Raw genomic sequence first — 16,347 nt, 5'->3', positions numbered from 1 at the left:
TGATAACTCTTAATTGTTGTAACTATCTGCGTATACCCCGGCTCTTACTTTCATCTTCACCCTGGCCTTTCTTTTTGCGCCTCCAATTAGGCTCCTCCGGTTCCGGTACGATCACCGGCAAAGGTATCGGTGTCTCAAAAGCAGGTTGCAGCTGTGGTGTACCTTGGCTTGGTACCTTGCTCTGTTCCCGGCTCACTATCTCCCTTAACTGGTCGGCCAAGCTGTGCTGCTGCGCTAATGCCTCTTTTTGCTGCGCCTGTTCCACCAGCTGGCTGCTTAGTTTGCCATAGCTTAAACTCCTGTCAATCTCCGAGCCTTTAAATTTGTATTTGCCTTCGCTGAAGCTGATACCCTGCACCTCTGTCGTGCCGCTCTTGTACTTGAACAGCATACCGAGGCCTTGCTTCGCCAGTTCCCTTTTGAGTTCTTCCATCGTGGTCACCCCTTTACTTACGGCTTTGATCTTGTCATGCAGTTCATATTTGACCTGGTCGGCTCCTTTGAGCTGCTGCCGATTAACCTGTTTTTTATCTTGGGCTAGGTAAAAGCCGTACTTCAAGGTGAGTGCCTTACAGATCTTAGCACTTTTCTGCCGCTGGAAATTATCGGATATCGTCTTGCCCTCATAGTTCACCCGGTTGTAAATGATATGGACATGGGGATGCACTTTATCCTGATGCCTGACGAGTAGCACCTGTGTATTATCAATCTTCATTTTTTGCAGGTACTCTAGGGCTATACCGGTCATCACCTCATCGCTTAACTTGTCCTCATCGTTCGGGCTCCAGCTCAGGGCGATATGGCCAACCGCCTGCCCTAAGCCTGGATTCAACTTGCGCTGCATGTTGAAGTCTGCGATGGTATGCTTGATGTTGTCCGTTCTGATACCGTCTGCATACAAGATTTCTGCATCTGGCTTCAGCAGGTTATACGCCACGCAGCCGCCGAAGCTTTTGCCGGGTTTAGGTATCTTGGCGATCATGGCGGTTAAAGTATTTCAGCGCCTCATGAAGTTCTGTGAGCACCTGCCCGCATTGCATAACGACGGTTAGAATGCCGTCCTTGTGAGCCAGCCTGGTCAACTGGTTCAGGTTGTTCGCCAAGCCGGTAATCATCCGCATGATTTTGATATCCTCCGCCGTTAACCTGGCGATTACGCTGGCTGATCTTGCTGCTGCCCTAATGAAGTCGCTCAGGCTCATGCCGGCCTCTTTTGCCTTCGCGGTAAAGAGGAACCGCTCGGTATTGGTCAGCCTGATCTTGGCATGTGACTCCCGCCTGATTCTGGCCTTCGGCCTGCCACCTTTGTGTTTAGGCTTGGCGGCTTTTATCGTTGTCTTTCCATTCGTTTCCATACATGCCAATCTTTATCATTCTTCGATTCCCTTTTTGCAACCACCGGGCGCAAAAAGCAAGTTTGCCCGGTGCCGCAAGGCATCCGGGAGTTTTTGGGTACCAAAAACACAAACTTGCTTCTTCTTCGCCCACAGGATAGGCTCACCGCCTATGCAGGTATACCGATAGGTCATTGTAGCTCATTTTTATCTGCTGTTTTCTTCCAGCAGCCCCAAGATGTCTTCGTACTTGTAATAGAGCAGGCCGCCGATCTTCGTGTAACGAAGCGTGCCGTTTACCCGCAGGTTTTGCAGGGTGCCTGGGGAGATGTTGAGCAGCTTTCTGACCTCGTAACTTTTCAGCCACTGCTTGCTTTGGCTGGTACCTCCGGGCTTGAGCAATAGCTTCATCTCGGTCAGCATCTCGTTCTTGAATTGCCTCAAATCTTCTTTAGTGATTAATTCGTTTGCTTGCATTTCTTATCCTCCGTATCGTTTACTTTTTGTTGCATGGCGTTAAGCACTTCGCTTTTTTTAAAATACACGCGCTTGTGCAGGCGCAAAAAGGGCAAGCCCTTTTTCATCCAGTCGGTGAGTGTAACCAGGGACACGCCCAGTTCGGTGGCCAGTTCCTGTTTGGATAATAGCCGCTCGTCGTCAGGGTGTGGCGGGCTGCCACCTTTCTTAAAATGTTCCTTTAGTTCTGTCCCGACGGCATCCCGGATGCATCTGGTCAGGGCCTCTTCGTTAATGATTGTCATGCCGCAAATGAAAGCAGAAAAGCGGCGCAAGGGTGACCTGCAAAAATTCGAAGGTCAGTTTTGGGGAGTTATTGGAAGATTAGCGCAACAGTTTGTGGGCTATGATACGATTAGTTGCAAAATGGTTGAAACTGGCACAAGTGTGGTAAAGGCAGCCATTTATAAGCTCCTTTTCTTTGCCGGAGCGATGGTAAAAAGCCGGTCTTTTGCCGGTATGTCTTTGTATTTGGTAGAATCGGCGCTCTCATCCATACCAAAATAGCGGGTGATGCTTTGCAGACTGATGGGCTTGCCATCAGCCCGGAAGTATCTGGCGATCATCTTACACCAGATATTTAGGGTGGTCGCATACGTCAGTTCCTTACCATCCTCCAGTTTGAGGTCGCGGATCTGTAACATCAGGTGATACAAAGTTCGGTGCTTGCCTTCCCGGATGTCGATATAGTCTTTGGGTTCCAGCTCCCGGAGTTTTTTGTTTTCTTCCTTCAGCTTCTTGTTTTCTGAAAGGAGTTTGGCAATCTCTTCGAGCTGGCGTTTGATGGTTTCATGGTCAGTAGACTCAATAAACCACTGGTCAATGGAATTCAGGTAAGTCAGGAACTCTTGCAATTGCATACGGTTACGCCGCTCCTGCGCGTGCTTGGAGGTGTAGCGATCTTTGTTGACCAGGCCGCTGATCGTATCGGTAATGATTTGCTTGACATGAACGAAGAACTCCTGCTCCGTGGCATCAGGATACCTGTTTAAAAAGAATTGCAGGTGATGCTGGTAGAAGGACGGGTACTCATCCTTGTTTTTCTTATACAGGCGAAAAAGAAAGTGGTTATCTTCATTGCCCTTCTTCCAGGGCAATGGAAAACCGACGTCATCGGTATTCGAGTCAAAGTCGAGAAGCTGCCGATGTTTGAAGTATTGCGATCTCATATCTGTTCGTACTTAACAAATATAATCAAGCAATCATAGATTACCTACCAGGAAGTAAGCAACATTAGCAGCGAACTTGAGCTTTGTCAGTCCACTGATAGAAGTGTACGTACCTGAGATAATATCCTTTTCAATATTTTCCCTAACACGTATGAATCATTTTTAAACAGAAGTTTATTACAAGAGAACGTAACTGGAACAAAAGCTTGTTAGATGATTACAAATTTAGCCAACTGTTGCCTCGGGTTAATGATTTGCAGATACAACACAAGGGCCGGCTAATCAGTAGCCAGCCCTTGTGTTGTATCTGCGTATGATCAAAATACACGTTCTTGGTAAATAATACTTTAGCTATATGGACCTAGCTTGAATTAATTGTTGAAACCATTATCAATCAATTCCGTGTTTTAGTCGGAAGTCAGGGTCGGTCATATGCCCGTGATAAAAAGTAGGCTTGGCTTTGAGTTTAGTGTATTCTATGCCACCTGCAATTTGGAGAAGCCTTATCTCTACTTTGGAATACCTTTGCGGCTTTTTCGTATGAGTAGGATGATCAAAAATCAAAGCTATCAATACCTCTGATGCTGTCACTATTATATCAACGCCAGAGATCCAGTCCATTTCTCCAATGTTCTTTCCAAACATCCTGAATTCCTGTGCACGTTCCTCTACAAGCGTCATCGCTAGTTCATGAAAGCCTGGCCATATCTTTCCGGAAAATTGTTCATCTATCTTCCTTGAAAAAGGGGTGCTGATCCAGCTGTAAAACAGCTATCAAATCGCATCAAAACAGATCAAAATAAACCAATCAAATTATTGAACATTAACATTTTACAATGACTTTATTGACCCCAACCTAAGAAAACAAAATGGGTAACCATATAGGTCCCCTTTTATTTGGTTTTACTTGAATAACTTGGGTTGGAATAAAATAATAACCCCTTAAATCATACGATATAAGGGGTTTTGCCGACTATTAGTAGTCTAATTGTCTACCTGACTGTACAAATTTCGAACCTTTTTCTACATGATTTGAGGAAATTGGCGGCGTTAAGTCTTGATTTATTAGCTTCGTAATCAACTACCTTTTGCACCACAGAAAAGGAAGATTAATGACAAATAGATGATTAATTCGGACATTTAGTCATGTTAAAACCCTATTAATAAATAAAATCTCCGTTGGTATAAGTATTGTTGTTGGTCTGATAATCAAAAACTTAAACTGGCATGGGAACAAAACTACTTAGATATAAAGTTATAAATTTTAGGTCGATAGAAGAAAGCGACTGGATTGAGGCTGGTGAAAATACTTGCTTGGTTGGCACTAATGAAGCCGGCAAAACGAATTTGTTAATCGCATTGTGGAAATTGAATCCAGCAAATAAAGAACCTATTATTCCTCTTGCTGACTATCCACGCCATCTCTACAGCCAATATAAAGCCGATGGACATGAAGAAGATGTGTTTATTAAAGCTGATTTTGAATTGGATGAAGCCGTTAAAAATAAAGTCGCTGCAGATTGTGGATGCGACCCAGAACAAGTGTCTAAAGTTTTAGTTCAAAGGAAATATAAGGGGACTTATTACCTAGATTTACCTTATTCTAAAATTGAGAAGTATGATAAGAAGCGCGTAGAAATTATAATAGGGAAGTTTATCAGCATATTACATAGCTCTGAACACTACATAAAGGAATCACCAGATCTCAAAAGTAAGATCGACGGTGTTTTAAATGGTTTATTAACTGCTTACAGCGAGCAGTTTCTGCTTAAATCAGATGTTGATGCCATTATTGCCCAGATAAGCACTCTTATGACTGATTTTGGCAAAAAGCAAAACTTGCCGGAAGTCTTTAACAAACAACTTCTTCCCCATTTAAAGAAAATACAAAATTCATTTGATGGTAAGGCAATAGATACTACACCGGAAACACGTAATTACATACTCAAAAACATTCCCAAGTTTGTATACTACTCTGACTATGGGAACTTAGATAGTGAAATTTATTTGCCAAGAGTTATAGAAGATTTGGAACGAACTGATCTGACAGAAGCCGCACGTGCTAAAGCCAGAACTTTGGACGTGCTATTTCAATACGTCAAATTATCACCTCAAGAGATCTATGAATTAGGTAATGACAGAAAAGTTATCGTCAAAAAGTTAGACTATTCCGGTAATGTAGTAAGCTCAGAGGAACAAGATTTAAGTGAAGAGGAAGTTTCTAATTGGGCTGAAAAGAAAAAAGAACGTGGGGTATTACTTCGATCAGCTGCCAGCGAGTTGACCAAGAGTTTCAAAAAATGGTGGCAGCAAGGGAATTATATTTTTTCATTTGAAGCAGATGGCAGCCATTTCAGAATAAATGTTTCAGACGAATTAAGACCGGAGTCAATCGAGCTCGAAGGCAGAAGCAGAGGGCTACAGTGGTTCTTTTCATTTTTTCTTGTGTTCTTAGTGGAAACAAAACAAGAACATGCCAACGCCATTTTACTTTTAGACGAGCCAGGGCTTTCTTTGCATCCCTTAGCTCAATATGATCTTGCAACATTTTTTAGAAATCTATCTGAGAACAACCAATTAATATATACATCTCATTCTCCATTTTTAGTTGACATGGACAATTTGGCTAATGTTAAAGCTGTATATGTAGACAAGAGTTCTGGAAGAACAAAAATCTCGGCTAATCTTCGTTACGATGAAGCAGATGCTGAAAAATCGATATATCCGGTGCATGCCGCATTGGGTTTAACAGTGTCAGACACTTTATTATTGGGTTGTACACCTGTGCTTGTCGAAGGGCCAAGCGATCAAATTCAATTGACTTTAATTAAGCGCTATTTAATAAGCAAAGGTAAGATGCTAAATAATAAAGAATTAGTATTTATTCCAACTGGCGGTGTTAGAGGTATGGGCCCAGTTACCAAATTAGTGGCTTCGCGTGACAATAAACTTCCGTATGTGCTGTTGGATTCTGATAAACCAGGTAAAGATTACTTAAAGCAGGTAAAAAATGGCGCTTATAAGGATCAACAGGATAAAGTATTGGATGTTGCTGCCTTCTTGGGAGATAAGGCTTTTGAGATTGAGGATTTGATACCTGTTAAAGCTGTTGCTAATGTTGTTGACCGCATGTTCAGAGGTAAAACGTATTTTGAAGATGGAATGGTAGAAGGTGAGCCAATAGTAGATCAAATTGAGCAGTGGGTAAAAGAAAATTCAATTGTTTTGCAGCAAGGCTGGAAAGTTGACGTTGCAAGGGAATTGCTTAATAATTTTGATCGAGTGACGAAGGATGTTCCGGCCGAACTTGAGGCTCAATGGGTTACTCTCTTTGAAACTTTTAGCAAAAATTAATATGAGAACAATCAATATTAGAACCGATGCGTCTACATCTGAAGTTCAAGGTTTAATACAGTTTTAGGGAGCCCCACACGATGATTTTTTTGACGGTGAAGAAATCTACATACAGCTAGTAAATGACGACGGCATTAGTGGGCGCTCCTCAAATCAGGTCTGTAATAAAAATGCATTATGCTGAAGAAGGCGAAAGCGCATGGTATGAGGCTTATATACATATCAAATGACCAATATTTTGCTTGCATCAACACGAGACTGGTTTGATTACGTCCGAGATATTGTTACAATAGTTGGCTATTTAGCAACTGTTGGCACTTTTCTGTACCTATTCAGAAGAGATAATGACAAACAAAAACAGATTGATTCTTTGGCAAAACTTGCTTTGCTTTCTGAAGAACAGTTGGTGTTAAGCGTACGGCCTGACCTTTACAAAAATGGGGCAAGAGTACGACCAGATGACGGCAATATTATGATCGATCTCCTAAATAGAGGTGAACACGCCAGGTTGCTTCAATTTAATTCTATATCGCCGGACATTACCCTCCATAGTAAAAGCTTGCCATACGTGCTTGAAAAAGGAAGCGAACGTTTAGTTATCGCACGATCAAACGGAAAAAACCCTAACGACTGTGAATATGTAATTGAAGTAGTTTACGAAGACAAACTACATAATCAATATAAAATCAATATAAGTGGGAAAGGTGCTTATGTTAGCTTTGATCAAGCCGTCTTTTTTAAGCATAGACACACGACACAATCATTGTGATCTTATTTTTAAAGTTTATATGTATGGATATTCAGATGCGTCTATATTGGGAGGCCTATTCAGAGACTTTCACAACTAATGATTTAATCAGGACATTGCATAATCCCTTGAGAGATTATGAAAACGAATTTGTTGATGGTGCCATAGTGGACATAGGTTGCGGCCAAACAACTTTTCTCTTGGATTATATTAATACCAACAGAAAGTTAATAGGTATTGACAATGACCAATATCAACTTGACTTATTAAAAAACAGATTAGATGAGCTTCGTATCGCTAATTCAAAATTAGGATTGCTTAATCTCACTTTGCTAAATGACCCTTTGCCATTAGAAACCTATTCAGTAGTGTTTCTGGCGAACATTTTACACTTTTTTGATTTGGTACAATGCCAAAAGATAATAAATCAATTGAAACTGAACTTGGTTTCAGGTTCATTTATATACGTTTGGGCTCATTCGGATAAATATTATCGAAATGACCTGAACGATCCAGAGAATAATGAATATTTCAAGCATTATTTCACATTAGCAGATTTAGATAGCCTATTCATACCATCTGGGTTTGAAAGACTATTATATTCAGAAACGGAACGGCTATTTTCAAAAAAGGAAATGAAGACGCAGGAAAAATGGCTTGAAAAGTTTCTTGACCACATGGAAATTTTTGATAAAAACGAACGTCAATCAATTAAGGATGAAGAATTAATTAATAATCCTGAGAACGACATAATGTGCATATACAAACTATTGTAGTGTGAAATTCTATTTAATTGATTTGGCTGCTTTTTTCTTGGCTAGATCGTCTATTTTCCAAAGCTGATAGTTAATCGTATAAAGCGATTTAAACGCTTTACACGACTTTTCGAGCAATTCCGGCCATGGCGTGTTTACATTCCACTTCAAAGAAAACTGTCCAATATCCATTGTCGGAGGTTGCTGGTAATTAGTTCCATTCATTTTTTTAACCTGATACAACATGAAATTCCTAATCACTTGGAAAATGGTGCTGGTCTTATTCTCAAAAAACGGACGTTCTTGGGCATTTAAGTAACCAGAGCCGGAATACTCAAATTCCCCCAAACTTTTCAGCTCTAATAGCATTGTCCAAAAGTCATCTGTCATGTACCTTAAATTCTCTGGATACATGATATGAACGTCCATATAAAAATCATTTCCGTCTAAGCCCCAATCGAAGGTCAAATTCATTTTTTCTGACTTTAAGAGCAAATTTTGACCTAAATAATTCAGGTGGCATTTTGAAGTGTCCCACTTATCCTTAAATTTTCCGTAAACAAAAAAGCTGGATGCTATATCTATTAATAGCTCATTGGTCTGAAAAAATATCCGTTCGTATTCTTCTTTTCCGACATCGTTAGGATGATATTGGGCAAAAAAATGTTCGTCCAACTGCTTGTCCCACACATCAAAATTTGGTTTGCCTGATTCAAGTATTTTATTAATTGACATTTTGATTAGGTTATAGCTGTTATGTTCCAAAGAACTTATTTTTCACTTCCTCCGATGCACTCTCCATTTTGTACCATCCAAGAATATTAGTATCAGTCGCGACGATACCGGTTCTATATAAATTATCGAGGAACACCTTTTTTTTCCTGATCTGAACATGGATAATAAGAGCCTCTTCAAACTGTAAATGTTCGTCTACCGTTTTGGGCAATAATGCGACGTTACTACCTTCGTAATCTGTTCTTACACTTGGGTAAATAATGCCTTGAACATTTCCGGTTTTAAATGCGCTTTCAGCATAAGCGGCGCTGATCTTGTAATCTGCATCCGTGGTGATCTCTGCTTTAGAAAATTCCTCCGAGTAGAACTCAAGGATCGAAATCAACTTCTGTACCTCCTCCTCCGGCATATTTTTACGAAATGCTTTTAAATGAAACTGGTAAGCCTTTTCAATTTCTGGAGTAGTGGCTATCCTGTTTTTTTTAAATACAATTTCTGCGAGCCGCATATTCTTTGTGATCTTCCATTTGCTAACGGTCATCAAAATATCCTTATCGACCTTACCTTTTTCTTGACTTCTTAGTAATTCGTCAGTCTCTGCCAGCGCAACTATTCTTGGTAGCTGGATAGGACTGCTGATCACTGCACCATAAAACATAGAAGAACCTGGTGAGTTTGCCCTACCGAAACTCTTGATGTTTTCAAGATCAGTGCGATACGACAACTCCTGCTTAGTGGTAAATATCTCATCCCCTTTATTGATTCGTATCCGTTCAATGAAGTTACCAGCGCGAACCTCTGTGACCAGGATCGGTAATATTATCTCTTTATTAAGAATATCGATGATCTCAGGGTAAGAGATAATGGACAAATTTAACTTTTTAAGCTGGTCCAAGCGTTTTTTTAGATCACTGAGGGTTATTTCGGGAAGCATATCAAATCATATTTAAGCCTTCTTTTTCAGATAGGCTACGTTTTGTAATCAGGTATCGTTCGATTTCGGAGGCATTTTTCTTTGATCGTCCCGCTGCACAAACTACGTGATATGAGCCGGTTAATCTTGTATTTGTGTTTGTATCGTTTAGCAGCTCTATAATCCGCGCCTCGATACTTTCCCGCAATAATTTGGGGAATTTTCGGTCAGACTTACTGTTGACCGCTAGGCGAACGTGTTCGTTAAAGCGTTTCATCCAACCTCTTTTTGTGATCCCATAATACACGAATGTCTCTCTATTATTAATTTCCAAAACATGCAAATAGACCATATAAGTTCCTATTAACGGCATCATCCCTTTTAATACATAACGTAAGGGGATTTCTATCCTTTGTGGAATATCCAATGTCGGAGAGTGTAAATTGATATGAAGCGCCGGCGGGAGACCTTTATACTCCTTATCTTGCGTGACTGTTGCCGTAGCTAATAATTTACCGGAAGTCAGATATTTATCAAATATCACGATAATCTGCCCGCTGCCATCGGAAGGAAGTGTTGATTCCGCTCCTTGAGTTTCATTATGCATTATGATCTTTTCAATAAGGCCGTTTTTGTCGTTCAATCCAATCAATACCCCATCAATTACCTGCATATCGTGCAAGTCCAATGTTAAACCCTGACAGAGGTAGTGGAAGTTTTCCTCGTTGAGTAATTTCAAGTCCATACCGTGCTTTAAATTTTATATTCTACAGCCCGATAGAATGGCGCCCATTTTCTGGTTTGTGCCCTTTTTCGGTCCGTATTCCAATTTCCATCGATAGGATAATAGTCCCGCTCACCCCAAATGATCTGGAACAGGGTCAATTCGTTATCCAAGAGATATTTATCTAATAGATCTTTTCTCAGGTAGGTAAAAGTTTCCTGATCAACATATTCCACCTCATATGTATAGTTGAAGCTGGCGAGTTCCCCATTCCGGTCATTTAGATCAGTGATCCCGTAGGGGCTTGACAATTCCAGTTCATCTATCATATTCTTGCACAGATAAACCTTGTCCTTATGATAGCGAACAGGTATAAAAACATCGATGGTCTTATCAATCTCCCGTGGCTCCTGTTTGGTAAATTTCTCTTCTTTCAATTCGATGTTCATGCGCCTGAAGGCATCCTCCAAACTTTCGTCGCCATCGGCTCCGGGAGCCTTAAACCGAATCATGGGCATTGAAAACCCTGACAAGTTAGTTCTTGGGTGAGTTAAAAAGTGTAATTGCTTTATAATCATATCCCAAAGCTGGTCTGATTCCTTTTCTTTCAATCGCTTACCATTCTCAATCAGAACGATCCTGGTATACTCCCTATCAATAATTTCGGATTCCAGACTATAGTTCCACTCGGTAAATTCATTATAGGGTATGCTGTCTGCATCAGGAATTTCAGATTCATGTATATTATTGGTGTAGGGGATGCTGTTGTTCGCGCGCCCCAATTCAGTTTTATCGCTAAAAGCCAGTCTTGCCTCTATCAAATCCTTGTTCTTCACAAAAACAGTATCTACCTTGAAATAGAATTGCCTTTCCTTATGCTTTTTATGCTGGTGCACCAATCCATGCAGTAAAACCCAATTTCCAGTTTTTTCCTGAAATGCCGTTCTTTCAAGATATTCCGAAACTTCAGGCGCGGAATGATCGGCGCACCATTTTGATAAGGAGATATTGGCATCAATAAAATCCTTTTCAACAAATCTCGGCAATGGTACGGGCTCGTCGACATCGCCCGTTTCGCTCGGATCATGTTTAAGTTTAAATGTGCGCAGGTAGCCTATATCATCATATGATTCCAAATCATCCAGGCCGTCAAGATACCCGCAATATTCAAGAAACGCGATCTCGATATATTTATCAGCATAACGCTCTGTGCTGGCAAACGATTCTCCCCAGTGCTTATATTTAGCAATTTGAATATCAGGTTCGCCAAATAGTTCAAATTTGTAACCTAACTGGTAGGCGCGCCAACGCAACTTTGCCTGAACAGCCAGAAATTCCGGTGTTCGATTATATTCGTTGCCACGGCCACGCGAGATGTAGGGCATTTTCTCCTTGTTAAAATAATAGTCAATAAGAGCATTGCCATCACGATATTCCCCTTTGTTGAGGTCTTCTGCTTCCTCCCAGGCAATAATGCCTATATTTTTAAATTTCTTTCTGACTTCTTCAATATCTATGGCTGCTTCAGGATACTTACGAGTCAATAATTTAAGGATGCTGTAAGCATAATTTCTGGTGACCAAATGGTTAGTTGCATAAGCCCCTCCCGGGTTAAGCACCTCTTTTTGGAGAAATGCTGAAAGTTTGAGCAAGCCGTACTTATGGTTTTCTTTATTGTTCTTGACAAGGTATATACAGGTATTGTATAGAATAACCATCATCCATTCAAATACGGATGGGTCATTTATTTTCGCCGAATTATAAAACTCTGTCAAAAAAACTACTGGGAACTTTATCGCGAACTGATACAATGCATCTCCGGCCTTCCCTTTAAGATCTTTATTGGTTGAAGTAAATGTCCATTTAAGATAGTCGGCAACCAGATATATCTTTTCATTTTGTTCCTGTGTAAGTGAAGCGCTGGTTTGTAAAGCTTCAAATTCTGTGATCAGGTCATCTAAAAAACCCTCTCTCAAACTTCTCAGGTATTCAGACCATATAATATCTCTTTCATTCATAGGTAATCCGGCGAGCTTTACCGACCAAAACTTAAAATTGAAAGGGTGGTTAGAAACAAAAAGCACATCTTCGCTTAAACTGATCAGCCTGATCAGATTTTTGGAGTGTAGGGATAATGCGGTAAAATACCCGACCTGTTCAGATGTGATATATTCCGGTGAAAGTAAAATAGTAGCAGCAATCGACCGTTCAAACAACATCTTTTCTACCTGCGACTGGGTGTGGTCTTTTCCCGGCTTTGTAATCAGGTCATGGACAAAAATGCCTTTCTTGATCGGCAACAAGCTACATAAACCATCGGTTATGTCTTCATGGTTAGGATGAAGTTTATCATAATCATCACCGATCAGCGACTCCATCTGTTCATCTTTAAAAAACGTGGTAAAGTCGCTAACAGTATCCACCAGGTGCTTTGCAATAAAATAGCCAGCCATCAAATCGTACGTTAAAAAAATATGCTCCTCTCCATTGTGCCAGTTACGGATAAATAATAACTCCTCATCCAGTAAGGCCTTGGTAACCGAATCCTTGTAATCAGGTTTTGTTTGACCGTCTGCTAAAGTCATCAAATCATCCAATAGAAATGCGCGCTGATGTTGCCGCCACAATCTTCCAGCGATCTCTGCTAAAACTTTTGAGGCTAGCTTTTTATTAGCAGTCGTGGGAGCTAACTTGCCTGCCTTTTTTATCCTTTTAAAGATATTGTCATCACAGAGGCCGACAAAATTCTCGAAAATAGAATAGATGGAGTCAAAACCCAGTGTGACCTGTTTAACTTCTTTTCTCTCGCTGTTGATAGATTCACAAAAAAGTTTCAGATATAAAGGCTTAGTGAACCGCTCCAATGACAGGAAGGATAGGTCTGCTTGTATCTTATACTGGCTGAAGTAATTCCTTACCAGCTTTTTTTTGTCTTCCTGGTTGGTAAAGCCATATAAAGAATGAAATCTTTTATCATTGTGTGTGACCTCACCCCATATCGCTTCTTTGTAAGAAGTACGGCAAGTGGTCAGTAAAACCAAATTCTTCCGATGCAGAAAATCAACTTCTATTTGCGGCAGGTCCAGGGGAAGCCGGTCATTCAGAAATCCTTGTGCATTGATGGCTTCGTTGAGTCCATCGATTACCACTGGAATGCGCTTATTATGGATTTTCCCGAGTTCATTCAGGCAATCCAAAAAATCACCGAAGGTGTAACCTGATTTAATGTCGAGTGTTGTGAGTATCTGGTCAGTTAAAGGATTGGCTCCTGTAAATTCGATTGCAGGGATATAAATGGCTGGAATTTTTGTTGACAGATACTCCTTGACCAGTGCTACGGCAAAATTTGTTTTTCCATCGCCGCCATTTCCCAGATAATGGGCCGAACGCCATTCAACAGGCATCCGGCTATGTGAAACATAATATTTAAGCTCTTCGATAAATTCTTTATAGACACTTTCTACCGGCCATATCTTTTTTGATTGCTCTAAATTGCTTTTCTTTAGATCTTCGGTAAGTTCAGGGGCGTTATTTTGCTGCCAGTTCCTGCGGAACTCTTCAAGACCATTTTTGATCGATTCAAAATATGCGATCTCATTTTCATACTCGTCACCAACAAGTTTTTCGAAATTATTCGGTGTGATATTTTCCAGTCGGGCCTTAAGCACCGGCAATAGACTTTCGGCAGCGAGGTTGAATTTAGTATAACGATCGATATATTCTCTTAATAGTGGCCTCCAAAGATCGGTCGTGTAATGCAGGCTTTCCAGTTTTTCCTTTGCATCACCCAGCAGTTCTTCCAGTTTTCTCGGGTAATAAGCGATCCTCTGTTCGACGAACTTATCATTACAAAGAATAGGATTTACATAATAATATTCAAACTCTCCATTTGGTACATATAGCAAATCATCAAACTTGTTCTTTACAATACTAAAAGACTTTTCGTATGCTTTTGCAAACCAATCGCTAGACAATTCGAGTTCATTGAAAAAAGATTGTTTTAAACCATTGAAGGCAGGTTGATTTATTTTTTCATGCAAAAAGCTCTCATTCCATACCTCTATTTTAGCCGGATGTCCAGCTGGGATACGATTTTTAAGGTCTGTGGTTACCCAGGTTTCTTCATCGGGAGTAAGGTCTGTGGTTACACACAAAAACCACATTTCCATCTTGGGATGTTTGTTTACGGCACGTTCAAGTGAAGAAATAATCGCGGCCTTTCTACCACTGACGCTTAATCTTGCCGAACCTTCGTAATATTTCGCCTGCCATCCCCATTCACTGCCATCAGGCATGGTTAAATAAAATTCAACACCATCCCCGCCGCCGCTATCGTCGACTGGTGTAAAAGTACCTTTGTCCGAATATAGCCTTGAAGCTATCTGATAACAGAGCTGCTCGAAACTCTTGGATTTGGTTGTTTTATAAGGTTGTAACTTGTTCCAATCAATAATCATCAGGTATACAGGCTTAGAGATAAATTCAAATATACGCCCTGTTCTATGCTATTGATAAACCTATTATCGTATATTTTTAAACATTGCTACGCATAATCAACTACTTTTACCAACTGTCGACCATATACATTAAAACTTAATGCCAGGTTTATCAGAATATATGAAGGAGAAAAGTCCTCGCATTTACGAACGTCACGCTACAAAAAAATTTGTCTATTTAGATATAAAATACTGGATACTATTAAGAGACGGCCTGAAAAGTAGTGATCCCATCATACGGCAGCTCGCTGAAAAACTACAGCAGCTTCACCAATCAGGCAAATGTATTTTCCCCATTAGTGATGTTATCTATTACGAAATAATGAAACAGGGCGATAATGCCCAAAGGTCGGCCAGCATTGCCCTACTAGATTATTATTCGGAAGGTTTAGCGATGGCAACTGCCGTAGAGCAGTTTCAGATCGGTTTTGGTTATTGGATCAGGAAGCACCTTGAAATTGCCAATTTGACCGATCCCAAGAAAACGTCAATTGCGTTACTTACCTCACCGCCCTTTTCGTAGGCAATCCCTTGATTATTTAGCTTTGCACAGCTCTCAATTCGTTTATTTTTAAGTTCATATGCTTTTGTATCTTCAATAAGTCTGTTGATAAGACTTTCTTCAACATTAATAAGAGCTTAGCATCATTTATAATAGCAACATTCAGTTGCTCTATCAACTGTTCAGGCAGGAACGCCATGTATTTAGTCTTAGAGTATTCAGATACTTTAACAGTGATTGTATTTCCCATTTCGTTAGTACTAAACTTGCACTTGGCTATTTTTCTCAACCGCTCTAAATTCGACCAGCTTATAGCTATCTGCATCTAAAGTAAGTTTTAAGTCATAGCTATTGAGGTCTGCTTTATTTAAAGATTTTAGATCAAAAACAAATTCGTCGCCCTCTTAGTGAAAAAATGTGGCTTCTCCGATTTTGTATTCACCGTCAAAATATATCGGGTATTTTTCATTTGTGTCGGCTGTGGTATAAGCTGATATTAAAGTTTTTATAGTCACGAAACAAGTATGACCATTGTGGTTAAAAGTCGGGCTTGTAACCAATCCTCTTTTGCTCTTTCGGGTTCTCGTTTTTGTCTATTAGCTCATCTAAATAGCGAAAAACGATTTCCATGTTCTTATCCTGATTATCAAGCTTTTTTTTAATGGTTTCTATCTCCATATGTAACTCTGTATTCTCCAAAAATATTTTGCGTATGCGGGTAAATATCCGCATCACCTGTATATTGACTCTTATTGCCTGCTTGCTGTTCAATACGCTGGAAAGCATAAGTACACCATGCTCCGTAAATACATAGGGGAGCTTTCGCCTACCCCCACGTTTTGATGTCGCAATTTGCGACATCAAACTATCAAATTCAGATTCGTTTAGCCTGAACATAAAATCATCAGGAAACCTATCAATATTTCTAGCCACCTGTTCATTTAATCGTCGGGTCTCCACACCATAAAGTTCGGCAAGGTCGCTATCCAACATCACTTTCTGATCCCTGATCATGTATATTTTATTCATCAGGATTTCGTCCGGTATCAGGGCATTTTCCATATCTCTTTATTCGAAATTTAAGATTTGAAAATATGCGGT

At 40.2% G+C, this 16,347-nt stretch carries 17 protein-coding genes; 4 read left to right on the top strand and 13 right to left on the bottom strand.

Annotated elements, in window-relative coordinates; all coding sequences use genetic code 11:
• Window positions 1-22 precede the first annotated feature (22 nt).
• The 7 genes from HH214_RS18395 to HH214_RS18365 all read right to left on the bottom strand — a co-directional run bounded on the left by HH214_RS18395 (window position 23) and on the right by HH214_RS18365 (window position 3,640).
• Window positions 23-982: a relaxase/mobilization nuclease domain-containing protein gene (locus HH214_RS18395; RefSeq protein ID WP_169610107.1), complete on the bottom strand. Its 960-nt coding sequence runs from the start codon at window positions 980-982 to the stop codon at window positions 23-25.
• A complete protein-coding gene (locus HH214_RS18390; RefSeq protein ID WP_169610105.1) occupies window positions 963-1,355 on the bottom strand; it encodes a plasmid mobilization protein in 393 nt (130 codons plus the stop codon). The genes HH214_RS18395 and HH214_RS18390 overlap by 20 nt, the downstream gene beginning before the upstream one ends.
• Before the next feature lie 15 nt (window positions 1,356-1,370).
• Window positions 1,371-1,529, bottom strand: coding sequence for a hypothetical protein (locus HH214_RS18385; RefSeq protein WP_169610104.1), 159 nt, complete (start codon window positions 1,527-1,529; stop codon window positions 1,371-1,373).
• Window positions 1,530-1,541: 12 nt separating this feature from the next.
• Window positions 1,542-1,811: a helix-turn-helix domain-containing protein gene (locus HH214_RS18380; protein WP_169610102.1), complete on the bottom strand. Its 270-nt coding sequence runs from the start codon at window positions 1,809-1,811 to the stop codon at window positions 1,542-1,544.
• Window positions 1,793-2,095: a helix-turn-helix transcriptional regulator gene (locus tag HH214_RS18375; protein ID WP_169610100.1), complete on the bottom strand. Its 303-nt coding sequence runs from the start codon at window positions 2,093-2,095 to the stop codon at window positions 1,793-1,795. The genes HH214_RS18380 and HH214_RS18375 overlap by 19 nt, the downstream gene beginning before the upstream one ends.
• Before the next feature lie 159 nt (window positions 2,096-2,254).
• Window positions 2,255-3,019, bottom strand: a complete 765-nt coding sequence (locus tag HH214_RS18370; RefSeq protein WP_169610098.1) for a hypothetical protein — start codon at window positions 3,017-3,019, stop codon at window positions 2,255-2,257.
• Between the two features lie 390 nt (window positions 3,020-3,409).
• Window positions 3,410-3,640 carry a hypothetical protein gene (locus HH214_RS18365; RefSeq protein ID WP_211166252.1) on the bottom strand — a complete coding sequence of 77 codons (231 nt, stop codon included), beginning with the start codon at window positions 3,638-3,640 and terminating at the stop codon, window positions 3,410-3,412.
• 606 nt (window positions 3,641-4,246) lie between these two features.
• On the opposite strand from HH214_RS18365, the gene HH214_RS18360 reads away from it, so the two are divergent.
• The 3 genes from HH214_RS18360 (at window position 4,247) to HH214_RS18350 (ending at window position 7,897) form a co-directional block, all read left to right on the top strand.
• Window positions 4,247-6,373: an AAA family ATPase gene (locus HH214_RS18360; protein WP_169610094.1), complete on the top strand. Its 2,127-nt coding sequence runs from the start codon at window positions 4,247-4,249 to the stop codon at window positions 6,371-6,373.
• 226 nt (window positions 6,374-6,599) lie between these two features.
• On the top strand, window positions 6,600-7,142 hold the full coding sequence (locus tag HH214_RS18355; protein ID WP_169610092.1) for a hypothetical protein: 543 nt from the start codon (window positions 6,600-6,602) through the stop codon (window positions 7,140-7,142).
• Window positions 7,143-7,165: 23 nt separating this feature from the next.
• Window positions 7,166-7,897, top strand: a complete 732-nt coding sequence (locus HH214_RS18350) for a class I SAM-dependent methyltransferase (protein ID WP_169610090.1) — start codon at window positions 7,166-7,168, stop codon at window positions 7,895-7,897.
• A 9-nt stretch (window positions 7,898-7,906) separates the two neighbouring features.
• On the opposite strand, the gene HH214_RS18345 is transcribed toward HH214_RS18350, so the two are convergent.
• Genes HH214_RS18345 through HH214_RS18330 form a run of 4 tightly spaced genes read right to left on the bottom strand, consistent with a single transcriptional unit; the run spans window position 7,907 to window position 14,705 of the window.
• Window positions 7,907-8,611, bottom strand: a complete 705-nt coding sequence (locus tag HH214_RS18345; protein WP_169610089.1) for a hypothetical protein — start codon at window positions 8,609-8,611, stop codon at window positions 7,907-7,909.
• A 19-nt stretch (window positions 8,612-8,630) separates the two neighbouring features.
• Window positions 8,631-9,545, bottom strand: a complete 915-nt coding sequence (locus HH214_RS18340; RefSeq protein ID WP_169610086.1) for an RES domain-containing protein — start codon at window positions 9,543-9,545, stop codon at window positions 8,631-8,633.
• 1 nt (window position 9,546) lies between these two features.
• Window positions 9,547-10,269, bottom strand: a complete 723-nt coding sequence (locus HH214_RS18335) for a hypothetical protein (RefSeq protein WP_169610085.1) — start codon at window positions 10,267-10,269, stop codon at window positions 9,547-9,549.
• Window positions 10,270-10,277: 8 nt separating this feature from the next.
• Complete coding sequence (locus HH214_RS18330; RefSeq protein WP_169610084.1) at window positions 10,278-14,705, bottom strand: hypothetical protein; 4,428 nt, start codon at window positions 14,703-14,705, stop codon at window positions 10,278-10,280.
• A gap of 160 nt (window positions 14,706-14,865) precedes the next feature.
• Here HH214_RS18330 and HH214_RS18325 point away from each other — a divergent pair, with 160 nt between their 5' ends.
• Window positions 14,866-15,267 (top strand): hypothetical protein, encoded by a 402-nt coding sequence (locus HH214_RS18325; RefSeq protein ID WP_169610082.1) that lies wholly within the window; start codon window positions 14,866-14,868, stop codon window positions 15,265-15,267.
• A gap of 16 nt (window positions 15,268-15,283) precedes the next feature.
• On the opposite strand, the gene HH214_RS21985 is transcribed toward HH214_RS18325, so the two are convergent.
• Both HH214_RS21985 and HH214_RS18320 read right to left on the bottom strand, forming a co-directional pair.
• Complete coding sequence (locus HH214_RS21985; protein ID WP_211166251.1) at window positions 15,284-15,571, bottom strand: hypothetical protein; 288 nt, start codon at window positions 15,569-15,571, stop codon at window positions 15,284-15,286.
• Window positions 15,572-15,783: 212 nt separating this feature from the next.
• A complete protein-coding gene (locus HH214_RS18320) occupies window positions 15,784-16,308 on the bottom strand; it encodes an ORF6N domain-containing protein (RefSeq protein WP_169610080.1) in 525 nt (174 codons plus the stop codon).
• Window positions 16,309-16,347 lie beyond the last annotated feature (39 nt).

Source organism: Mucilaginibacter robiniae (assembly GCF_012849215.1).
Taxonomy (GTDB): Bacteria; Bacteroidota; Bacteroidia; order Sphingobacteriales; family Sphingobacteriaceae; genus Mucilaginibacter; species Mucilaginibacter robiniae.
The sequence above is the reverse complement of the archived record's forward strand: the minus strand, read 5'-3'. Positions and strand labels throughout refer to the sequence as shown.